The organism is Streptomyces sp. WAC 01529 (genome assembly GCF_003945545.1).
Taxonomy (GTDB): domain Bacteria; phylum Actinomycetota; class Actinomycetes; order Streptomycetales; family Streptomycetaceae; genus Streptomyces; species Streptomyces anatolicus.
This window is the reverse complement of the sequence record NZ_CP029617.1, coordinates 8160672-8181625: the sequence shown is the minus strand read 5'-3', so window position 1 is coordinate 8181625 and position 20954 is coordinate 8160672. Positions and strand designations below refer to the sequence as shown.

The window sequence follows — 20954 nt, the reverse complement described above, 5'->3', positions numbered from 1 at the left end:
GTGGCCGAGTCCTGGTCGCCTATGTCAGCCAGGCGTGAGGGCGAAAGGCCCATTGTCTGCGAAGACGAGCTTGGCGAAGTTCTCGCCGATGCGGCGGTGTCCTTCGGGGCCGGGGTGGATCCCGTCCGGCAGGGGGAACTCGTCGTGGTCGCTCTCGCCGTAGAGGTCGAGTCCGTCGAGGTAGTGGAGGTTCGGGTCCTCGGCGGACCGCTGCTCGACGATGCCGGCCAGGACGTCGCGGACGATCGTGAGCGTCAGCCGCCCCGCGGCGGTCTCGGCCGGATCGCCGGTGGCCTTGAACTTCAGGGTTCCGCCGGAGGGGTCCGGCATGAGAGGTCCGGGGGTGTTCTCGTGGGTCGGACACAGGACGGGGGAGACCAGGAGCAGGGGTATCGCGGGGTGGCCCTCGCGGATGGTGTCGAGGAAGCCGTGAATGGCGGGGGCGAAAGCGCGCAGGCGCATGGCGTCCCCGTTGACGACGTTGATGCCGAGCTTGAGGCTGATCAGATCTGCGCGGGTGTCGCGCATCGCGCGGGCGGTGAAGGGGTCGACCAGCGCGCTGCCGCTGAATCCGAGGTTGATCAGCTCCACATCGCCTGCGGAGGCGGCCAGCGCGGGCCAGATGGTGCTGGGCGATACGGCGTTGGATCCATGGCTGATGGAGCTGCCGTGGTGCAACCACACCCGGCGCCCGGTCTTCGGGGCCGGCTCGACGGGCGCGTCGCTGTACAGGGCGACGACCTCGGTGATCTCCGCGTGGGGGAGCCAGATCTCGATGTCCTTCTCACCGGCGGGCAGGTCGGTGAAGTGGGCGGTGCCGACCGGGCCCGGGGTGAATTCGGCAGTCTGGGTCTGCATGTCGGTGATGGTGCGCAGGTTCCCGCCGTCCACGGTGGCCTGGGCGGTGAGGCGGCCGTCGACCAGGAGGTCGTAGACGCCATCCGGCGGGGGCGGGAAGCCCCGGTAGACGCGTTTGGTCGGCAGGGTGTCCAGGCGGATCGTGGTGGCGCTGGTACGGAAGGCCAGCCGGACACCGGAGGGCTGGGCCTCGGCCACGGCCAGCTGGTCATCGGGGATCTGGCGGCGCGCCCGGGCGGGCAGCCGGTGCGGCAGCAGGCCGTGGGGAGTCTCTTCGACGTCGAGGTGGCCGCGCAGGAAGTCGGCGGTGATGGGGGTGGTGATCAGCTTCTGTTCGGTGCTCATTGCCTCAAGCCTTGTCATTGTGGGGTGGAGGTGTGCAGGGCCGGTTACTGAGAACCCGTCGCGGGTGACGCGACCGGTCAGGAGGCGGACCGGCTCCGCAATGCGGTGTCGAGGCAGTCCAGGGTCCAGGCCCAGGACTGCTGCGCGGCGATGTCCGTGTGGTCGAAGCCACCGGCTGCCTCCAGGGAGGCGTAGCCGTGGAAGACGCTGCCCAGCATGCGGACCGCGTGCGTCTGGTCCGGCTCGGCCAGGTCGTAGCCGCGCAGGAGCGCCCGTGTCATCTGCGCGTGCCGGACGCCGGCGCTGGCCGCGGCGGTCTGCGGGTCGAGCCGGTAGCGGGCTGCTTCGTACCGGCCGGGGTGCGCCCGGGCGTAGTCCCGGTAGGCGTTCGCGAAGGCCGTCAGGGCGTCCTTCCCCGCGCGCCCGGCCACGGCGTCGGCGACCCGGTCGGCGAGCTCTTCCAGCGCGAACAGCGCGATCCGGGTCTTGAGATCGTGGGAGTTCTTCACGTGCGCGTACAGGCTCGCCGGCTTCACGTCGAAGCGCCGGGCGAGCGCGGACAGAGTCACCTGGCCGAATCCGGCCTCATCGGCGAGTTCCGCACCGGCGAGCGTCAGCCGCTCCGGGCTCAGTCCTGCCCGAACCATAACCATCACCCTCTCTCGGTATGCCTATGGCTAGCATGCATCTACCTATGCCCTATAGGCAAACGGGACGGTCCGGTGACCGCGAGGAGCCCTTCCGGTTCGCGGAACATCGGGTTCGGGACGTACGGGCGGCGTGAGCACTGGTGGGGATCCGGTGGTCAGTCCGCGCGGCAGAACACGTCCTTCACCTGCATCTCGCCCTCGACGAGGTAGCGCGTGGTGGTGTTCAGCGCGCAGGAGTTGTTGCCCAGGACGTAGACGCCGTGCCCGCTGTCATCGACGCTGACCAGCCGGGCGCGGTCGCCGAACTTCTCGCGCAGCATCTTCCCGCCCCGGTGCGGGGTCGACGCGTCCCGCCGGTTCTGCAGGAGCAGCACGTTCCGCGGACCTTCGGTACCGATCTTCACCGGAGGTTCGGCGGGGGCGTGCGGCCAGAAGGCGCACGGGGTGATGTTGGCGGTGGCCGCACCGAACAGCGGGTAGCGTTCGCGGTCCTCGGCGACGCCCCGCCGGTAGGTGTTGACGTCCTCGGGCCACTCGACGTCGTTGCAGGTGACGGAGAGAAATACGGTGAGGGCGTTGTCGGTCGGCGACGGCGCCCCGTCCGCCGCTTCCTCCTGGGCGGCCGGCAGGCCGCGGAGCGCCGTCTCGTCGCCTTCGAGGATCGCCTGCCAGGTCTGTGCCAGTTGGGGGTACTGCGTCTTTTTGAACAGGTGGCCGAATGTCAGAAGCCGGAAGAGACCGCCGTCGATCCCCGCGACCGGCGCCTTGTCGAGGGTGCCGGCGATGGTGAGGTAGGACGCGCGGACCTGGTGGGGCGTGCGGCCCAGGCCGTAGCTGTCGTGCCGGCGGGCGGCCCACTTCGCGAAGTGCGGCAGGGTCTGTGCCGTGCCTAGCGCGTAGCGGCGCAGGCCGTCGCGGTCAAGGTGGGTGTCCCCGATGTTGCTGTCGAGCACGATCCGGTCGGCGTGCTCGGGGAACATCGACGCGTAGGCGGCGCCCAGTGCGGTGCCGTAGGAGTAACCCAGGTAGCTGGTCTTCTCCTCGCCGAGCGCGGCCCTGATCCGGTCCAGGTCGCGGGCGGTGTTCGCGGTGGTGAGGTGACGCAGTCGGCCGTCGTGGTCGTTGTCCGCGCACTGCTCGGCCGCCCGCTCGGCGACCTTCGCCTGCGCGGTGACCGCGGCGTCGTCGACCGCGTAGGGCGGGATGTTGGAGTAGTACGGGCTGTCCGTGGTGAAGCCGCAGCTGACGGGTGTGGAATGACCGGTCCCGCGGGTGTCCATGCCGATCAGGTCGTAGCGCTCGGTGACGCTGCTGGGCAGGCCATGGGCCACCAGCAGCGCGGAGAGCGCAAGTCCGGACCCGCCGGGGCCGCCCGGGTTGAGCATGAGGACGCCGCGCCTCTTGTCCGGGTCGGCGGCGGCCAGCCGGGAGACGGTGAGGTCGATCTGCTCGCCCTCCGGGTCGGCGTAGTCCAGCGGTACGGGCACGGTGGCGCACCGCAACGCGGTCGGAGCGGCTTCGGCCACGACGTCGTCGGGGCACTGGCCCCACTCCACCTGCGGCGTCCTCGGCTCCTCGGCGGCGGCGGGCACGGGGGCCGGCGAGCCGCCCAGGCCGAGAACCGCCACGAGGGCCAGGCTCTGGCCGACACTGCCTTGTCGTTTCATGTCCAGTCTCCGCATACCGGTCCGGGGTCGTGGTCGAGGCCATCCCACTCCGTGCCCCAGGGGCATGGTCAACACCGGTCGGTGGGGAACCCGTCGGTGGTTGACCGTGCCGCAGGGGCACGGTTTTGAATGAGCGCCGGGACCGATGCTGGAGAAAGGGCTTCTGGTGGCGTGGAGTACGCGTCAGCTGGCGGAACTCGCGGGCACGACGACCAAGACCGTCCGGCACTACCACGACCTCGGCCTGCTGGAAGAGCCGGAACGAGCGCCCAACGGCTACAAGCAGTACGGAGTAAGCCATCTGGTCCGCCTGCTGCGCATCCGCAGAATGACCGACCTCGGCGTGGCCCTCGCGGACGTCCCCCTGGTCGAGAGTGGCGACGAGAAGGCGCTGCGCATCCTTAGGCACCTGGACGTCGAACTCGCGGCGGACATCGCACGCAAGCAGCGGATGCGGCGGGAACTGGCGGCCGTCATGGGGAACCGGGCCGCGCTGGACATGCCCCCGGAGTTCAGGACGCTCGCCGACGACCTGCCCGAGGCCCAGCGGTCCCTGCTGCTGGCCTACTCCAGCATCCTCACACCCGAGGCGATGGCAGCCCTCCGGGAACAGCTCTCGGGCCCTCGCGGAACTCTGGAAGCGGACTTCGCGGCGCTCGACGAGGACGCTCCCGAGGAAGTGCGGCAGCGACTGGCGGAGCGGATGGCGCCTGAGGTCCGCCAACAGCACAGGGATCACCCCGGCTTGGCCGACCTGGGGGTCTCCTCGCGCCGGGAAACGGCGGTCGCCGAGTCGGTCGTCGTGCACGCGCTGCTCGAGTTCCACAACCGCGCCCACCTCGACGTGCTGCGACGCGTCCACGCGATCCTCTTCGAGGACGACATCACGGAGGGCGATAGCAAGGACGCCCGGGGGTGAACCGGTGCCTCGGCCCGCTTCGGCGGAGAGGCCCGGCGGGCGCGGCTCGCGGCTCAGGCGTCGGGGATCCATGAGCCGTGGATGCCCGCCGGGACGCGGCGCGGCAGTTCGACCGCGGCGACCGGTGGCCGGGTGATGTCCCGCGCGCTCAGGATGAGGAGTTCGGAGGCGTCCCGGGCGAGATCGCTGACGAGGGTCATGAGGTATCCGTCGTCCTCGGCCGTCCCCTCGGCCGCCGGTACGAAGTACGGCTCGCCGTACATCCGCCCGGGCCCGGCGTCCGCGATCTGCCGCTGCCCGGTCAGCGCGTCGTACTTGACCAGCGCGTACCGTTCCAGACCCGCGCCGGGGAAGGCGACGGTGTACGTGTAGCGGTGCGCCGAGCCGGTCAACGCCTCGTTGATCGTGGCGAACTCGGTGACGAGGGAGTCGAGCCGCTCCTCACGGGCGGTCCCGGTGGCCGGGTCCAGGACCCAGCGGTGCCGCATCGAGCCGACGACGGGCACGGGCGGGTGACCGGGGGCGCCGGTCCACCACTTCCAGCTGCTCTCCCAGGACGACCGGTCGTAGCGGGGGCCCTCCACGACGATCCTTCCCGCCGCGTCCTCGTAGGCGTTGGTCACATGGATCATCGCGCCGGCCTCCACCTCGTACCAGGTGGGCTCGGCGGATCCATCGCGCGGCATCACGCCGATCCGCGGCCGGTACGTGTCGCTCCAGCGGTACGGGATCCCGGAGTGCTCCTCGGCGTCGAAGACGACCGGCAGGTCGAGCCAGACGGTGTGGTGCGCGGTGAGGCCGAAGTCGTGCATCAGCGTGGGGCCCGCACCGGGCACGACCCGGCTTCTTATCAACTCCCCTTGCGCGTCGGCGACGTAGTACGTCAGGTACGGCGCGAGGGGCGAGTAGCCGAAGAAGTGCAGTTCGCCGGTCTCCGGGTCCTCCTTGGGGTGTGCCGTCATGGCGGTCGTGAGTCCGCCCCGGAAGTCGTACGCGCCGAGCGTGTCGAGCTCGGGGCCCACCTCGAAGGGCAGGTTGGCCTCTTGCAGGGCGAGGATGCGGCCCGCGTGCTCGATGACGTGGGTGCCCGCGACGCCGGCGGTGAGGTCCATGGTGCCGTCGTCGCGGACCAGCGGAGCACCCTCCAGGGCGGGGGTGCGGACCCAGCGGTTGCGGTACCACTCGGCGCGGCCCCCGCCGAGACGCACACCGTGGAGCATGCCCGCGCCGCGGAACCAGTGGGTGGGCTTCTGGCCGGGTCCGGGGTTGTGCCCGTTGCGGAAGTAGCGGCCCGACAGCTCGGGCGGGAGGGCACCTCGGACGGTCAGGCCCCATGCGGTGACCTCGTCGGGGACAGGGGCGAAATGGCCTGTCAGGTAGGGCAGTTGGTGGGGGTCGGCGCCGGTATCGGTACTGGTCTTGGCGTGGGCTCCGGTACCGATGCCTGCGCCTGCGGCGGTATTGGTGTCGGTCATCGCCTCGGTTCTCCTTGTGGCGTGGATGGGTCCGCTGGGGGTGCGTGTTCGCCGGTCGCCGCGCGTGGGGCCCGCCGGCGGCCGGTGTCGGTCAGGGGGTGAGGACGACCTTGCCGCTGACCGTGCCGGACTCGGCGAGCCTCATGGCGTCGGCGACGCGGGCCAGGGGCAGTTCGGCGGCGACGCTCGCGGTGATCTCACCGCGTTCGAGCGCGGCGAACACCTCGCCGAGGTCGGCGCGCAGCCGGGCCCGGAAGCGGTCCTTGCCGAAGGCGCGCCCCGCCCAGACGTTGAAGAAGTACGCGTGACGCCCGTTGGGCAGGCCGTTCCACAGCCACACCCGGCCGAGGATCTTGAGCACGGGCCACTGCTTGGACCCGGTGTCGTCGCGGGTGGCCGCGGTGCCGTACGAGACGAGCGTGCCGCCGGGAGCGAGCAGCCCCCACGAGTCGATGACGCTGCGCCCGCCCACATGGTCGAAGACCGCGTCCACACCTCCCGGGGCCAACTCCCCGACCCGGCGCGGCACATCCTCGGTCCGGTAGTCGATCGTCCGGACGCCGAGCCGTCGCAGCGCCTCGTGGTGGCGGGCGGACGCCGTGCCGATCACGCGCGCGCCGGCGGCGAGGGCCAGCTGGACCAGGAGCGAGCCGACCCCGCCGTTCGCCCCGTGCACCAGCACCGTCTGGCCGGCGCGGACCCGGGCCTTGCGGTGCAGCATCTGCCAGGCGGTGATGCCGTTCACCACCGCGGTCTCCGCCTCCGCGGCGCCCACTCCCCCGGGCACCTCGACGACGTCCGCCGCGTCCAGCAGGACGTGGCTGGCCCAGCCGCCGGTCTTGGTCAGGGCGGCGACCCGCTTGCCGACGAGCGAGGGCGCGGCACCGGGGCCGGCCGCCAGCACCGTACCGACGAGGTCGTAGCCGGGGACGAACGGGAACGGCGGCTGGTCGTAGTAGCGGCCTCGGCGCATCTGCTGCTCGGCGAAGGAGACGCCAATCGCCTCCATCTCGACGACCACCTGTCCGGCCCCCGCGGTCGGCAGGGGGCCGCGCCGCAACTCCAGCCCCTCCGGCTCGACGCGCCCCGGCAGCACGACCTCGACCAGCTCCGTAGCATCCATTTTACGGCCCCTAACTTTCCCTAGCGCTTGCCGCTTCAGTTAGAAGCTATAACTAACGAAAGAAGTCGTCAAGGGATTGAGTGATAGCCTCTAACTCCAGCGTCAAGGCATCAGGGATGCGGGCGGCTAAGGGCAAGGGAAGAACAGGTGAGGCGGCATGTCCGAGACCGGCGGGACGGGCACGGCAGGGCGGAAAGGCGCGGGGACACGGACCGCGCCCGGCGCCGGTTCGCCTCGCGAGCGGTACCGGACGCAGGTACGCGCCGAGATCAAAGAGCGGGCGTGGGAGCAGATCGCCGACGCGGGTGCCTCGGCGCTGTCACTGAACGCGATCGCCAAGCGGATGGGGATGAGCGGACCGGCGCTCTACCGCTACTTCGGCAGCCGTGACGAGTTGATCACCGAACTCATCCGGGACGCCTACCGCGACTTGGCCGACACCTTCCGCGCCGACGCCGACAACGGGCGTGGCGACGCCGAGGACGGCACCGGCACGGCCTCCGGCGCCGACCTCGCGAGCCTCGCCCACGCCATGCGCCGGTGGGCGCGAGCCGACCCCCACCGGTACTTCCTCGTCTTCGGCACTCCCGTGCCCGGCTACCACGCCCCGGACGACGTCACCGGGATCGCGTCCGAGATCATGGCGGCACTGCTCGACGCCTGCGCGAAGCTCCCGGCCCGCACCTCGGCCGAGGTCGACGACCAGCCCTTCGACCGCCACATCAAGGCGCACGGGCAGTGGGCGGGCGAGCACCCGGCCACGCCCGCCCAGCTCCACCGCGCCCTCTCCTTCTGGACCCGACTGCACGGCGTGCTCTCGCTCGAACTGGCGGGCCACTTCACCGGGATGGGCTTCGACGCGGAGGCCTTCTTCGAAGCGGAGCTGGAAGGACTGCTCGCGCCGGCCTGACCTGTTTGCCGGTCCCCCCGGTCTCCCGGTCGCGCTGACCCTTGACGAATGGGCCACCGGCCCATTCGCGTAGGCCCCCGAGCCTTCCGCGCCTCCCAGGTGGCTCGGGGGCGGATGCGCCGCGTTCTGTGCCACCCCATCACGCGCCCCGGAAGCCTCCAAATCACCTGCTGGGTGGGTTATTTCACCATGCTCTTGTATTGCCGCACTCGACATCTTGCAATGGAACAGAGAAACCGCCCCTGTGGCGGTTTCTCTGTGGAGTGCTCAACCAAAAGGGAAAGAGACACGCGAGCGAAAGGGCGGAAATAATGCAGCAGACAAAGCAGCCCGTCGAGATCGACGGAGATGCGTTGTTCGAGGAAATGGCGATTCCGGAGTCCGAGGAGGCGTTCGCGGGACACAGCTGTCTGTCCTGGGCGGCCCCGCACTCCATGGACGTGCTGACTCCCACGTCCGGAGGCTCCTGAGGCCCCGCGCCCCTGACCGCGCGTGACAGGCGGTCAGGGGCGCTTCGCGCACCGCGGCGCCTGGTCGCGGGCGCCCGGCCCGGCGCGGAACCGGGCGTTGTCTCCTCACCTCTCCCGGAAGGCCGCCCCATGGATGCCCATGCCCCCACCGAGCTGCGTCCCGACGTAAGCCTGGTCCCGCGCGGCGACCACCTCTACGTCTGCGCGAGCACCGGAACCCTGCGTGTCCCCGTCCGGGTGCCCGCTCCCGGGACCGGCAGCGAGGCCGTGCGGGCGGACGCCGTTCCGGAACGGGTGGTGCGCGGCCTGCGCTCGCGCGGGCTCGCGCATCAACAGGGGCAGTCCGTCCACCCGTTGTACGGAGAGATGACCGCGCTCCGCGCGGGCCGACCGGTCGCCGTCGCCCGCCAAGGGTTGGGCGGCGAGGTCAGCGCGCTGCTGGAGCGCGCGGGCGTGCCGACGGTGGCCGATGACCGGACGTCGCCGGTGGCCGCCGCGGTTCTGCCGCTCTCGCTCCCCGAGGAGCAACTGGTGCGCCGGGTCGCTTCCGCGCTGGAAGCCGGGACGCCCCTGGTCACCTACCTCGATACCCCGACCCGGTTCTTCCACGCCACTCTCCGGCCGCCGCACACGCCCTGTCCGGTGTGCCTGGTGCGCCGGCTCCGCGCCAACCACATCTGGCAGCCCATCGCCGGTCTTCCCCTGACCGTCCTCTTCGGCGCGTCGGACTCCGGCGGATGGCCGAGCACGGCGGTCGCCTCCGGGCTGCTCGCCCACGAAGTGCTCACCCTGCTGGGTACCGGAACCCGGCACGGAGAGGACGAGGCGGCGGAAAGCGGAAAGACGCCGGAAGACGAGATCACGCAGAGCCGCGTGAGACTGACCGAAATCGAGCACGGCTCCCTGGCCCGCACCGAACACGACCTGTTCCACCTGCCGGGGTGCCCCGCCTGCGCCGCACACGCCGTGCCGCCCCGGCGCGAGGACGAACCCACGGAGATCGACAACACGCTCAGTTGGGAGCGGATGCGCGGCGCGGTGGACACCCTCACCGGAATGGTGCTCCGCCTGCTGGTGGACGAGCAGGACGAGGCCATCGGGAAGGCGACCTACGCCCGTACGGCCGGGATGACGAAGACGCACTGGTTCTCGCCCGTCACGGCCGAGGCGCGAGGCGGGGCGGTCAAGAACGACCCGGTGACGGCCCGCGTGTGTGCCGTGGGCGAGACCCTGGAACGGTATGCGGCGGGTGTCTACGACCCGGAGAGCCTGGTGCGCGCCTCCGCCACCGCCCTGGGCAGCGAGGCGGTCGATCCCCGCACGCTGCCCCTGGGTTCGGCGGCGGAGTACGCCCGCCACACCCGCTTGGCCCCGTGCGACCCGGACGCGGAGATCGACTGGGTGCCTGGCCGGTCCCTGCTCACCGGCCACACCCGGTACGTCCCCGCCTGCGCCGTCTATCTGCCCTACCGCTTCCCGCCCGGCCATCGCGCCTGGTACGACCCGATCTCCACCGGCCTCGCGGCGGGCGGCAGTTACCACCACGCGGTGCACGGCGGTCTGATGGAGGCCGTCGAGAGGGACGCGTCCGTGATCTTCTGGGAGAACCGGCTCGTCCTGCCCACCCTCGACCTGGACGGGCTGCCGGAAGGTCCGGCCCGGCGCATCGTCGAGCGCATGCGCGCCCAGGGCGTGACGGTCACCGCCAAGGACCTGACCACCGACCTGGGAATTCCGGTGGTCGGCGTGCGCTTCCTCCGGCACACCGAACGGCGGCCCGTGGTCACCCACTCCGCGCGCGCCGACCTGGACCCGCACGCGGCCCTGCTCGGCGCCCTGGAAGAGGGCTGCCTGGGCTGGGCGGGCGCCCGGCTGTGGCAGGAGAACCTCGACGCGGGGGAGACGATCCCCGAACCGGACGAGGTGCTGACCACACTGAAGGACTTCTCCCTCTTCTACTGGGCGCCCCACCGGCTCACGCACCTGGCGTTCTGGGACGAGGGGCCGCTGCGCCCCGTCGCGGCCCGGCGCCCCTCCCCCGGGCTGCCCGCCGACGTCACGGAGGCCACGCGGCGACTCGCGGCGCGAGGACACGAGGCGATCGCCGTGGACATCACTCCGATCGACGTGGCCGAGTGCGGGGTGACGGTCGTCAGAACGGTCGTGCCCGGACTGTGCCCGATCACTCTGCGCAGCGACTTCCACCGCCGCGGCGGGCCAAGGGTGTTCCAGGCGCCGCTCGCCATGGGCGTACGCGATACAGCGCTGACGGAGGCACAGCTCAATCCGCTGCCGCTGCCCTTCCTGTGACGGCCCACAGACCTTCCTGTGACGACCTACGGAGAGGCGTCGAGAACCGTGAAGCCCCGTGCCGCAGAAGCCCCCGCACCCCCTACGCGCAGCGCGGGCGGGAGCGGTGCCGACGGCGGAAGCCCGTCCGGCCCCGTGCACTACCGCCGCAGTCCCGACCTGCTCCTGGAATGGCAGGACGAGGCGGGGCCCGTCCTCGTCGACTGCCGCCGGTGGCGCAGGTTCACAGCCCGCCCCCGGCTGCTGGCGCTCCTCAACGCGCTGGACCGGCCGCTCACGACCGAGGAGATCCACGCGCGATGGGGCGGGTCCGCCCCGAACGGCGAAGGGAACGGCGAGGCCGAACTCGCGGCGACCCAGCGGGCCTTGGACCAGCTCTCCGCGGCCGGGATCATCCGCTCCTCGGCCCATACCGTCCAGGCGCCCCAAGGGTTGACGCCCTACGAACTCGCCGCACATGCCCGGGCCGGACACGGTCCCGCCGCGAACACGCAGCAAGGCTCCCCGCCCCCGGCCCGGTTGCGGCACCCCGACTCGACAGAGACCGTCCGCCTCACCGACTCCGATGAGCTGCCCAGCCGCCCGCTGCGCGAGGTGCTGACCGAGCGGCGCAGCATCCGCGACTTCGCGTCCTCACCGCTGCCCCTCGGCCACCTCGCTGTGTTCCTCGCCCGCTCGGCCCGTGTCCGGGGCCCCTTGGGCCCCCTCGGGTTCCAGCAGACACAGCGTCCGTCTCCGTCCGGCGGCGGACGGCACAGCGTGGAGACGTACGTGATCGCCCGGAAGGTCTCCGGGCTGACTCCCGGCGCCTACCACTACGACCCGTTCGACCACACCCTGAACCGGCTGGCCCCCTGGGACGACGAGCTGGCGGCCGTACTGAACACCACGGTGACCATGCCGGCCTACATGGAGCATCCGCCGCCCGCGAGCCTCCTGCTCGCCTCGCACGCCGCCCGCACCGGCTGGAAGTACGAGGGCCTGGCGCTGAGCCTCATCTACCGAGACGCCGGGTGCCTGTTGCAGACGCTGTGCCTCACGGCGACCGACCTCGGCCTGGGCGCGTGCCCCACCGGCACCATGCGCCCCGCGAACCAGATCGCCTTCCTCAAGTGCCATCACGACGGGTTGCTCCATGTCGGCAACCTGGCCCTGGGCATTCCCGGTCCGGACCGCGACATCGCGGGTCGCCCAGTGGGCCCCCGATCATCTTGATGCCGACGGTGAGTGTGGGGACCCCTCTGGCCTTGAGCATGTCCCCTCGTCCCTCGCGCGGTCACCACGAACTTCCCGCGCCGGGCGCACGATCGCATGACGACCTCGTAGGACACCGTCTAACTGATCGTTTCAGAATGAGGCCTGCCTCGGTCCAGTCCCGCAGCCAGCGCCAGGCGGTCACGCCGGAGCAGCCCACGGTCTCTGCGGGGACATCGCGCCACGCGACACCGGTCCGCAGCACGTACATGACGCCGGCGAGCGCCACTCGGTCGGGAACGCGCAGCCGCCCAGGGTGGCGATGGCGCCGTTCGGGAGGAGGCGGCAGCAACGGGGCCACCTGCTCCCACAGGTCGTCAGGAACAAGATCAGCACGCATCCCGGACACCCTTCCGACCACGATCGTCGCGCGCAAGACTCGCGACGCAACTCATCCTGAAGCGACCAGTTGGAGCGCCCCGAACCGACGACTCCGGTGTCCGTCAGCTGCCTGGCGCGAGACCGTGACGAGGGTGCCGGGCCAACGGTGGCCCGCCGCTCACCAGCCGCCCGGCGAAGGACAGGGTCCGGTCGGCGTGCAGCAGGATCCCGTCCTTCCTACGGACGGTGTCTTCGTAGTGCCTCACTTGAGCCGGGGCCTGGGCGGCGCCAGCGCGACAACTGATCCGCGAACACCTGCGGCCGGCGGTGATCCACCCTGTGCGACTCTCGGCTGACGTCTGGTCAGCCGCGCGGGCGATTAGGCGGCATCGATCTTGCGGCCTTGAGATGACGACCGGGCGGCTGTCAAAGCGAAGGATGGGTCGCGTTCCTCCAGTCAACTCCCCTTCGCAGAAAAGGAGATCGTCATGGCTTCGCTGCCACTGTCTGCTCGGCGCACCGCCACCGCTACCATCGCGGCCCTGGTGGCCGGGCTCACCCTGTGCACCTCGTCCACCGCCTCGTCCGCCGAGCAGCGCACGGACCACCGCCGGCCGGGCGCGGCGCGGATTGTCGGCAGCGGGGACTTCGTACTGCCGTACCTGAGCGACAACGATGTACGCTCCTTCAGCTTCGACGCGGTGGCCGCCCCGTACAGCATCCCGCGGCCCAAGATTCCCACGGGGCTGCCCGTCGACGCGCGGGGGACGGTACGCATCTCGCACCACTCGGCTGACCAGAACGTCACCTATACCTCCGAGGGCCAAGTGGAGTGCCTGGTCACCGGCCCGAACACGGCGACGGTCACGGCCCTCATCACGAAGGTCAGCCACGAGGAGACCGGCTCGCTCGGCAAGCGCGTCGGACTGAGCGTGTACGACGGCGGAAAGGGCGGCAAGGCCGATCGGGTGGGCTTCTCGTGGAACGGGGTGAACCTGCTGCCGAACAGTGAGGACGCCGAGGTCGGCACCTGTATGGCCCCGGCCCCGTACGCCCCCGTCGTCAAGGGCGGCTACACCGTCACCCACGCCGAACTGGCACCGCTCCCCCGCCCGTAGGAGGCGTGCGCCACGGCCCGCACCCGCTACGAGCGACGCGCCGACCTCCACCAGGGCCTGCTCGAACTGCCTTGCAGCCTCATATGCCTCCGCCGCCTCCGAACCGCATTCTGAAACGATCAGTAAAGGCGCCACTATTTCCATAGGGCCACCTGGATCGTAAGTTCGCTGGGAATATCTTGGATGCTCGGCGGAGATGTCACCGAGAATGCCGCGATGCTCCCTTCGGATGTGGCGAAGCAATACGTTCCCGTACGGTAAGCCGTGATTCCCATCGGGTCGCCGGGTTTGACGGGAGTCCTCTGCTCGCACATCTCTTTGGTGATCTTATCTAAGGGCTTACCTATTTCCGCGGCGCGTCCAGTCATCACCAGTACCGCTGGAGTCGTAGAGTAATCCCCCCGCAAGTCATCGTCGACGCCCACGAGGCTTCCCGGTTCATCACTGTCGAGCTCAGCTCCCGTATCGGAAACGGAATTGAGGTTTACCGGAATCTTGATCGGCCCTTTCCAGTGCGGCTTGGCCGCTGAGGGCGGTGACGACTTGATCGGCGGCTCAGGCCCCGATGACTTCGTCCGGTCAACCGTTGGTTCCGGCTGGTGTCCGCTGGAGGAGTCAGAAGGCGGCACGGGGGCTGTGGGGCCAGACCCGTTGGCCGCTCCATCTCCACCGGAGTCTTCCGCGGTGAGGAGTGGGAATAGGGCGGCTACCAGGACTGCGAGAGCGCCGATGACAGCGGCCAGTATCGTTGCCGGATGCTCTGACCAGGCTCGACTGAAGGTGCCCTGCTGCGCCTCCGGCACACCGCCTGAATCATTGGCCATAACTCCCCCGAAGATCTCCCCTTGAACGCATTCCAAGACTAGACCCTGCAAGACCTCAAGGACAGTCGCTTACTGAGCGTCTATATCTTTCACTGAAGAAACGTGCCTTCACTGATCGCTTTACGGGATACATGGGTGTTCCTTGCGAGTGGTAGCCCCGCCCCGCAGGTGTCCGGTAGCGTGCCCGAAAACCCTAGGGATGCCCCCCGGGGTGCCACGGGGCGCGAATCCATAAAGTCTGTTGCGGAACTCTTCACAGAACGACCGAAGATCTTTTCGTGACCTCTTGACAACGTCACCCAGCCCACCGGAAACGGGAGCCCGAACAGGCACGTGCGTTGCGATGTGCTGGACCAGCGGAGCATGAAGATTCGGGGGACTTCGCCGTGCCAGAGCACTTCCAGATGCCCGGACCGGTCGGGGCGCTCGTTGCCGTGCTGCTCCTCAGAGGTGCCGTGGCCTGCTCCTCGTCCGACCCGGCCGACTCCGCGACCGCTACCTCCAGTAGAGCGTCGACCACAGCGGCTCCCGAGCCGGAAAGCGGCGGCGTGACCCCATCGGTCCCAGAACCGGCGACTACCACCGCGGCGCAGCAGAACGAGGCAAGTGAAGCTGTGCTGCCGGCCACCCTGGTGGGAGTCTGGGAGAGCCGCCCCGACGGTGGCTCGGGCACCATCGCCTACCGCTTCACGGCAGACGGGCGGTACAAGTACGTCGGCCTGCTCTTCTATCCGAACACGGACGGAGACGACGTCCAGATCACTTTCGTCGCCCAGGGGACGGCCCGCGTCGAGGGCGACCGGCTCTTCCTGAACCCCACGACTGCCACCAAGTCCCGTCAGGACCCCGGCGACCCTGCGGGTGACTACACCGACCAGCCCGCCGAACGCTCTCCAGAGCGTCACGGCTGGTCGGTCTCCGGCGACGTCCTCACGCTCACCGACGTAAAGGGCGCGCAAATCGCCTACGACAGGCAGTCGCTGTGACCGGCCGACCGTCCCGCTTCAGCCTGCGCATCCGGCTCCAGATCGCCCTCATCGCGATCATCGTCGGTGCGACCCTGCTCGCCACCTGGCAGTTCAGCCAGTCGTCCGGTGCCTACCAGGACGCGATGCGACAGGAGATCAGGCGGCAGGCGGCCATGGTCGAGGACATTCGCGCGGTCTACGCCGATGAGGGCCCCCAAGCGATGAGAGTGGCCGCCGCCGAGGCCCGGGCCGACGGGCTGCGGCCCATCAGGAACGAAGGGAGACTCGCGGCATCCGAGTACACCCTGGCCGCGCAGACCGCCTTCCACCTGCCCCGCTCGGCCAGACGCGACCACCTGCTCGGCAATGGGGCCTACCGTTACAAGGATCTCGGCTATGACCTGCCGCAGCGCCTGGCGGATGTGCAACAACGCTCCCCCGGGCTGTACGGGCTGACCCCGGACGCCCAGATGCGCGACGGCGACCGGTGGGCCGCCTGGGGCACGGCCTCCGCCGCCGGAGGAACCCTGGCCGTGCTCGTGGCCATGTGCGCGGCCAATGTCCTCAGGCCGCGGCGCTGGCAACGAACCCCCACGGCATCCGGCCGTAGGGTGCTCAGACGGCTGGAGATCATTCCTCAGCCCGCCACCGCCTCGGCGGGCCACCGGCGCAGCGCCCTGTTCAATCTCCTGGCCTGCGTGCTGCCACTGCTGCTGCCTCTGGGGCAGATACTCGCGGCGGGCGGCGAACAGCGGGCCCAGGCCGAGGCCGCTCGCAGCGCCGTCAGGCTGAGCGCCTCCATCGAGGCCCACGGTCTGCGTACCGCCTTTCTGACTGAGGGCCTGCGGACGGCCCTGGCTGCGGAGGCTGGTGCCCTCGCGCGTGAACTGGCCGTGTGGGACACCGGAATCAGTCCCTCCGACGCCCGGCACGAACGTGTGATGGCCGCCGTGGAAGGCACCATCGCGGTGCAGATCCGGAGCATCGCGAAGTACATGGGGCGGGTTCCCGTAGCAGAAGACCGTGTCGACATGACGACGGTCACCGCGCTGAGCAGGGAGCCGAAGAAGCTGGGGGCCGCCCGGGCCGAACAGAACCGTCAAGTGGACCTCGCCGAGCAGGCGGGACGCCGCTCACTCCTGCTCTCCGCGGCCACGGCCGTGGCGGTGGTCGCCCAGATCCTGACTGTGGCCGCCTTCGCCGGCGGTCGTCGCCGATGGCTGTGGTGGCCGGCCGTCGGCGTGCTGGCTTCAACGGCTCTGACAGCCGTCGCCTTCACCTGAATCCCGCTCTTTGAACCGAAAGCAGCGAGCAGACTGGCCGGGTGGAGGCAGATGGCCCGGGCCGGGGAACGGAGACCGGAAAATGGCCCGCAAACCACGTGTGCCATACCGCAGTTGGCCCCTTGCTCTGACTGCCTCCGCGGTCCTCCTCGCGGGAGGCTGCGGGGGCGGCGGCTCCGCGGAGGGCGATCTGGGGAAAGGCACTCAGGACGGCTCGGAGACAACGGAGTCGTTCGAGCCGCCCGAGCCCACAAAAGCCGCGGTCGACCCGCCCCATGGTGGGCAGACACCGGACAAGGGCTGGGAATCCGAGGCCGAGGACGCCGTCGCCGTGGTGGACAACTTCTGGAGCGCGCATTGGAATGACCACTTCACCGGCGCCTACACGTCGCCGACGGTGTTCGGCACGTATATACCCGGCACAGCCGAGGCCCCGAGCTGTGGTGGCGAGCCGGCCGTACCCGACAACGCCTTCTACTGCACGACCGATGACTTCATCGCATGGGATGCCGCGCTGATGAGCAAGGGCTACGAGAAGGGCGATGCGTGGATCTACCTGGTGATCGCTCACGAGTGGGCCCACGCCGTGCAGAACCGCGTGGACGGGCTGGCCGTCGAAGCCGCCGAACTCCAGGCCGACTGTCTGGCGGGAGCGGCCCTCTACGGCTCCGCCGACCTGCAGTTCGAGGACGGCGACTCGGACGAGCTGGGCGCGGCACTCACGGAGCTGGCCGACGACACGCCCTGGACCAACTCCCGGGACCACGGCGACGCCGAGCAGCGCATCAACGCCTTCAGCACCGGCGGAAGCGACGGAGTGGCCGCGTGCCTGCCGGAGTGACAGCCAGTTGGCGAGGAAGTATGCGCGTTCGCGCCGCAGCGGCGGGGCACCCCTCGAAGTCGGCACTCCGTGGGGTGCGGGGGTCCCCCTGACTATGCTTCCCGTGTGGGCAGCACGGAGATCTGGGGCAGGTTGAGGTGGCGCGGGCGCTCGACGGCGAAGGCGATCAGCTCGGCGATGTCGCTCCCGGAGGGAAGGCCCTCGATGGAGGCCACGGCCTCCTGGACGGCGGCGCTGATGGCCGGTTCGTCGATGTGGTCGCGCAACTCGGTGTCGACAGTGCCGGGTTCGATGTTCGTCACGCGTACGTCGGCGGGGCTGAGCTGCGCCCGCAGATTGCGGGAGAGGTGGCTGAAGGCGGCCTTGGAGGCGGCGTACGCGGCGAAGCCGGGCAGGACGGACTGGGCGGCCGCGGAGGAGATGTTCACCAGGTCCGCGTGGCCCCGTTCGGCCGCCGCCGCGAGCAGGTCGGGGACGAACGTCTCCACGACCGCGAACGCGCCGGTGACGTTCACGTCGATCATCCGCTGCCAGTTGTCGCCCGCGGCCCCGCCCAGGAGGTCGGGCAGGGCGAGTCCTGCGTTGTTGACCACGAGGTCGACGCGGCCGAGGCGGGCGTGAATGCCGGCGGCGGCCGCGGTGAGCGAGGCGGGGTCGGTCACGTCGGTCGGCAGGGCGAGGGCGGTGCCTCCGGCCGCCTCGATCCGGGCCACGTGCTCGTCCAGGCGATCGGCACGCCGGGCGAGCAGGGCGACGTGCGCACCTCGGGCGGCCAGTTTGTGCGCGGTGGCCTCGCCGATGCCGCTGGAGGCTCCGGTGACGACGGCGATCCGGCCGGTGAGGGGGCGGGTGAGGGAGGTGGTCTGCTCGGTGGTGATGGTCATGGTGGTCTCCCGAAGGTGCGTGGTGCGGACCGTGTTGGATGTGAGGTCCTTTGTGTCTTGTGCATGAGGCCTGCAAGACGGTGCGGGTCGCCGCGGTCTCTTGCGGGTCCCGTGGTGTCTTGCGGTAGTGACTCTGCGGGAGATCCGCTCGCCTACCCAGGGTTCGGCTCGACCCTGGGTCCGGCAGAACCACCCTGTGACGGACACTTGATCCATGGACTTTCGCACCGAGCTCTCCGCGTTCCTCCGCTCCCGCCGCGCCCGGCTGGGGCCGGAGGATCTCGGCGTACGCCCGTTCGGCGGCCGCCGACGTGTGCCCGGTCTGCGCCGTGAGGAGCTGGCGGACCTGGCGGGGGTGAGCGTTGACTACTACATACGGCTCGAGCAGGGCCGCACCCACAACGTCTCCGACAGCGTTCTCGACGCCGTTGCCAGGGCCCTGCGCCTGGACGAGGCAGAACGTGCGCACCTGGGCCATCTCATCCGCGCCCTGCGCCACCCGGCTTCGACACCTCCCGTTCCGCAGCCGGTCAGGCCGGGTGTGCGGGTCCTGCTCACGGCGCTCGGCGAGGTGCCCGCGTATGTGCTGGGCCGCCGACTGGACATCCTGGCCTCCAACGCGGCGGCCCGGGCGCTGTTCACCGACTTCGAGGCCCTGCCGGCCGGGCAGCGCAACGCGGCCTGGCTGGTCTTCCTCGACCCGGCCGTGCGCGGCTTGTACCCGGACCGCGAGGCGTGGGAGGAGAGCGCGCGCGGTACCGTCGCGGCCCTGCGCATGGACCTGGGCCGGTACTCCTGTGATGACCGGCTGTGCGATCTGCTCGGTGAACTCTCGGTGCGCAGCGAGGACTTCCGCGCGCTGTGGGCGGAGCACCATGTGGGCGAGCACGCCTACGGCATCGAGCGGCTGCGTCACCCCACGGCTGGTGAGCTGACCCTGCGCCGCGAGACGCTGCGCCTGCCGGACGAGGGCGACCAGTGTCTGGTCACGTACGCGGCCGAAGAGGGCACGCCGTCCAGCTCAGCCCTCGCCGGTCTCGGGGCGCCTCAGCGTTGCGGCGCGGGGAACGCCACGGGGCTGCGCAGGCCGGAGCGGCCCACCGCGCGTACGCCGAAGAAGACGTTGTCCTTGGACAGGTCGACGGTGTGACGGGTGGCGTCGCCGACGTCGATCACATGGGTCCAGTCGGTGTCGGTGGTCTCGCGCCACACGACTTCGTATCCGGTGAGGTCGGCCTCGGTGCCGCGCTCCCACACCAGCTCGGTCTCGTTGGTCAGCGCGGCGGTGAGGATCTTCGCGCCGCGCGGGGTGCCGGGGGCCTGGGCGAGGCTCCACAGGGTCGCGGCGTTGACGCGGGCGACGCGGGCGAGGAACGGGAAGTCGCAGAACTCCGGCAGGTCTCCGTACTGCTTGCCGTCCACCACGCGCACGTCCTGGTGCTGGTGGGCGAAGTCCTCGGCGGGCTCGGTGAACCGGGCCGCGGGGTAGGCGCGTTCGAGGAAGGGGATGTGGTCTCCGCCGCGCAGGTAGCGGTCGCGGCGGTGGACGACGCGTACCCGCATCCCCGTCGCGTCGTTCGCGGCCACATCCTCTACGAAGCGGGCGAGTTGGCGTGCCGGCGAGTCGTTCTCGCCGCCCACGGCACGTCGGACGGCGGCCTCCTCCGGTGTTTCTGACGAGGGGACGCCCTCCGCGAAGAGGCGGATCGTCCGCGGGTCGCGGGTGCCGTCGTCGGCGGTGGAGCTGCCGACGATGTCATTGGTGAACATCCCCTGGACATCGGCCTTGCGCTGCTTGAACCGCTCCGCCATGTGCGCGGCACCGAACAGCCCCTGTTCCTCGCCGGCGACGGCCGCGAATACGAGCGTCGCGCCGATGCGCCGGGGCGCCATGACGCGCGCGAGCTCCATGACGAGCGCGACCCCGGAGGCATCGTCGTCGGCTCCTGGCGCGTCGCTCGTGAAGTCCATGACGTCACTGGCGCGCGAGTCGTAGTGCCCGGAGACGACATACAAGCGGTCGGGGGAGGCCGAACCGCGCAGTGTGGCCACGACGTTGGTGATCCTCGTTGGAGTGGGGATGCGCGGACCCGGTTCCTGGACGTACGACTGGAGCTCGACGGTCATCCGCCCGCCCGAGCGTCGCGCGTGGCGCCGCAGCTCGGCGAGGATCCAGTCGCGTGCGGCGCCGATGCCGCGTACGGGGTCGTCCTGCGAAGACAGGGTGTGCCGGGTTCCGAACGCGGCGAGCCGCCGCACCGTCGCCTCGATGCGCCGGTGGTCGATCTCCCGCAGGAGGGCGCGCAGTTCGCGCGGCGGTTCCTGGGCCGTGGGCCGCCCGCCGTCGCGCGCGGTGGCGGGGCCCGTCTGCAGGCCGACGGCTCCGGCCGTGGTGGCGGCCGCGGCCGCGGTCAGGACCGTACGCCGGGAAGAGCCCGTCTGCTGCGACATGCGCCCCATCGTCATGGACACTCCAACTCGCCGCAAGGGTGAGGGCGGTGCGGGACGGCCTGTCACCGAGGCAGACGGGTTGCCACCGGACGGTCGCAGGCAGCGGATGCTGTACACCGCCGGGGTCTTCGCGTTCTGTCAATTGAAGAACAACCTGACCAGGAAGGCTCACGCCAGCGCCTTTCTCTAGAAAATTTCAGCCAATTTCGGGCCGCCAGAGAGATCGCCGACGCACATCGAGGCACTCAGAAGCCCCACCGGTCACCCCACTGCGCCTCAATTA

The 20954-nt window shown here is 70.3% G+C and carries 17 protein-coding genes and 2 pseudogenes; 11 read left to right on the top strand and 8 right to left on the bottom strand.

From position 1 onward, the window contains the following. Positions 1-24: 24 nt before the first annotated feature. The 3 genes from DMA15_RS36025 to DMA15_RS36015 all read right to left on the bottom strand — a co-directional run bounded on the left by DMA15_RS36025 (position 25) and on the right by DMA15_RS36015 (position 3520). The gene (locus DMA15_RS36025) at positions 25-1203 is read right to left on the bottom strand and encodes a GDSL-type esterase/lipase family protein (protein ID WP_125517004.1); all 1179 of its coding nucleotides are present in this window, start codon (positions 1201-1203) and stop codon (positions 25-27) included. 77 nt (positions 1204-1280) lie between these two features. Next, positions 1281-1850: a TetR/AcrR family transcriptional regulator gene (locus DMA15_RS36020; protein ID WP_125517002.1), complete on the bottom strand. Its 570-nt coding sequence runs from the start codon at positions 1848-1850 to the stop codon at positions 1281-1283. A gap of 158 nt (positions 1851-2008) precedes the next feature. Next, a complete protein-coding gene (locus DMA15_RS36015) occupies positions 2009-3520 on the bottom strand; it encodes an alpha/beta hydrolase (RefSeq protein ID WP_206302900.1) in 1512 nt (503 codons plus the stop codon). A gap of 145 nt (positions 3521-3665) precedes the next feature. Here DMA15_RS36015 and DMA15_RS36010 point away from each other — a divergent pair, with 145 nt between their 5' ends. After that, positions 3666-4439 (top strand): MerR family transcriptional regulator, encoded by a 774-nt coding sequence (locus tag DMA15_RS36010; protein ID WP_240660123.1) that lies wholly within the window; start codon positions 3666-3668, stop codon positions 4437-4439. A gap of 53 nt (positions 4440-4492) precedes the next feature. Here the strand turns inward: DMA15_RS36010 and DMA15_RS36005 are convergent, their stop codons facing one another. Together DMA15_RS36005 and DMA15_RS36000 are read right to left on the bottom strand one after the other, a co-directional pair. Then, positions 4493-5914, bottom strand: a complete 1422-nt coding sequence (locus tag DMA15_RS36005; protein WP_125517000.1) for a carotenoid oxygenase family protein — start codon at positions 5912-5914, stop codon at positions 4493-4495. 91 nt (positions 5915-6005) lie between these two features. Then, entirely contained in the window at positions 6006-7037 is a 1032-nt protein-coding gene (locus DMA15_RS36000) for a medium chain dehydrogenase/reductase family protein (RefSeq protein ID WP_125516998.1), read from the bottom strand. 157 nt (positions 7038-7194) lie between these two features. On the opposite strand from DMA15_RS36000, the gene DMA15_RS35995 reads away from it, so the two are divergent. The 4 genes from DMA15_RS35995 to DMA15_RS35980 all read left to right on the top strand — a co-directional run bounded on the left by DMA15_RS35995 (position 7195) and on the right by DMA15_RS35980 (position 11942). Further along, a complete protein-coding gene (locus tag DMA15_RS35995) occupies positions 7195-7947 on the top strand; it encodes a TetR/AcrR family transcriptional regulator (RefSeq protein ID WP_125516996.1) in 753 nt (250 codons plus the stop codon). A 311-nt stretch (positions 7948-8258) separates the two neighbouring features. Further along, the gene (locus DMA15_RS35990) at positions 8259-8417 is read left to right on the top strand and encodes an azolemycin family RiPP peptide (protein WP_125516994.1); all 159 of its coding nucleotides are present in this window, start codon (positions 8259-8261) and stop codon (positions 8415-8417) included. Between the two features lie 129 nt (positions 8418-8546). Next, a complete protein-coding gene (locus DMA15_RS35985) occupies positions 8547-10727 on the top strand; it encodes a YcaO-like family protein (protein WP_125516992.1) in 2181 nt (726 codons plus the stop codon). 48 nt (positions 10728-10775) lie between these two features. Next, on the top strand, positions 10776-11942 hold the full coding sequence (locus DMA15_RS35980) for a SagB/ThcOx family dehydrogenase (protein ID WP_240660122.1): 1167 nt from the start codon (positions 10776-10778) through the stop codon (positions 11940-11942). Positions 11943-12081: 139 nt separating this feature from the next. On the opposite strand, the pseudogene DMA15_RS35975 reads toward DMA15_RS35980, so the two are convergent. Next, positions 12082-12321: pseudogene (locus tag DMA15_RS35975) on the bottom strand (transposase); the annotation flags it as partial. Positions 12322-12790: 469 nt separating this feature from the next. Between DMA15_RS35975 and DMA15_RS35970 the strand changes: the two are divergent. The 5 genes and pseudogenes from DMA15_RS35970 to DMA15_RS35950 all read left to right on the top strand — a co-directional run bounded on the left by DMA15_RS35970 (position 12791) and on the right by DMA15_RS35950 (position 17336). Beyond that, positions 12791-13420 (top strand): hypothetical protein, encoded by a 630-nt coding sequence (locus DMA15_RS35970; protein WP_125516990.1) that lies wholly within the window; start codon positions 12791-12793, stop codon positions 13418-13420. 18 nt (positions 13421-13438) lie between these two features. Next, positions 13439-13534 (top strand): annotated as a pseudogene (locus DMA15_RS35965) (IS5/IS1182 family transposase); the annotation flags it as partial. Between the two features lie 1324 nt (positions 13535-14858). Next, positions 14859-15230 (top strand): hypothetical protein, encoded by a 372-nt coding sequence (locus DMA15_RS35960; protein WP_125516988.1) that lies wholly within the window; start codon positions 14859-14861, stop codon positions 15228-15230. Beyond that, entirely contained in the window at positions 15227-16495 is a 1269-nt protein-coding gene (locus DMA15_RS35955) for a hypothetical protein (protein WP_125516987.1), read from the top strand. Before DMA15_RS35960 ends, DMA15_RS35955 begins: the two co-directional genes overlap by 4 nt. 82 nt (positions 16496-16577) lie before the next feature. After that, entirely contained in the window at positions 16578-17336 is a 759-nt protein-coding gene (locus DMA15_RS35950) for a hypothetical protein (protein ID WP_125516985.1), read from the top strand. Between the two features lie 92 nt (positions 17337-17428). On the opposite strand, the gene DMA15_RS35945 is transcribed toward DMA15_RS35950, so the two are convergent. Then, on the bottom strand, positions 17429-18220 hold the full coding sequence (locus DMA15_RS35945) for an SDR family oxidoreductase (protein WP_125516983.1): 792 nt from the start codon (positions 18218-18220) through the stop codon (positions 17429-17431). Between the two features lie 214 nt (positions 18221-18434). Between DMA15_RS35945 and DMA15_RS35940 the strand changes: the two genes are divergently transcribed. Next, a complete protein-coding gene (locus tag DMA15_RS35940) occupies positions 18435-19370 on the top strand; it encodes a helix-turn-helix transcriptional regulator (protein WP_125516981.1) in 936 nt (311 codons plus the stop codon). Here the strand turns inward: DMA15_RS35940 and DMA15_RS35935 are convergent. Further along, complete coding sequence (locus tag DMA15_RS35935; protein ID WP_125516979.1) at positions 19268-20671, bottom strand: M28 family metallopeptidase; 1404 nt, start codon at positions 20669-20671, stop codon at positions 19268-19270. The genes DMA15_RS35940 and DMA15_RS35935 overlap by 103 nt on opposite strands. Between the last annotated feature and the right edge of the window lie 283 nt (positions 20672-20954).

Bases quoted from the DNA above. Each gene is read 5' to 3' on its own strand.
- DMA15_RS36025 (WP_125517004.1), bottom strand. From the start codon at position 1,203: ATGAGCACCGAACAGAAGCTGATCACCACCCCCATCACCGCCGACTTC.
- DMA15_RS36020 (WP_125517002.1), bottom strand. From the start codon at position 1,850: ATGGTTCGGGCAGGACTGAGCCCGGAGCGGCTGACGCTCGCCGGTGCG.
- DMA15_RS36015 (WP_206302900.1), bottom strand. From the start codon at position 3,520: ATGAAACGACAAGGCAGTGTCGGCCAGAGCCTGGCCCTCGTGGCGGTT.
- DMA15_RS36010 (WP_240660123.1), top strand. From the start codon at position 3,666: ATGCTGGAGAAAGGGCTTCTGGTGGCGTGGAGTACGCGTCAGCTGGCG.
- DMA15_RS36005 (WP_125517000.1), bottom strand. From the start codon at position 5,914: ATGACCGACACCAATACCGCCGCAGGCGCAGGCATCGGTACCGGAGCC.
- DMA15_RS36000 (WP_125516998.1), bottom strand. From the start codon at position 7,037: ATGGATGCTACGGAGCTGGTCGAGGTCGTGCTGCCGGGGCGCGTCGAG.
- DMA15_RS35995 (WP_125516996.1), top strand. From the start codon at position 7,195: ATGTCCGAGACCGGCGGGACGGGCACGGCAGGGCGGAAAGGCGCGGGG.
- DMA15_RS35990 (WP_125516994.1), top strand. From the start codon at position 8,259: ATGCAGCAGACAAAGCAGCCCGTCGAGATCGACGGAGATGCGTTGTTC.
- DMA15_RS35985 (WP_125516992.1), top strand. From the start codon at position 8,547: ATGGATGCCCATGCCCCCACCGAGCTGCGTCCCGACGTAAGCCTGGTC.
- DMA15_RS35970 (WP_125516990.1), top strand. From the start codon at position 12,791: ATGGCTTCGCTGCCACTGTCTGCTCGGCGCACCGCCACCGCTACCATC.
- DMA15_RS35950 (WP_125516985.1), top strand. From the start codon at position 16,578: ATGGCCCGCAAACCACGTGTGCCATACCGCAGTTGGCCCCTTGCTCTG.
- DMA15_RS35945 (WP_125516983.1), bottom strand. From the start codon at position 18,220: ATGACCATCACCACCGAGCAGACCACCTCCCTCACCCGCCCCCTCACC.
- DMA15_RS35940 (WP_125516981.1), top strand. From the start codon at position 18,435: ATGGACTTTCGCACCGAGCTCTCCGCGTTCCTCCGCTCCCGCCGCGCC.
- DMA15_RS35935 (WP_125516979.1), bottom strand. From the start codon at position 20,671: ATGTCGCAGCAGACGGGCTCTTCCCGGCGTACGGTCCTGACCGCGGCC.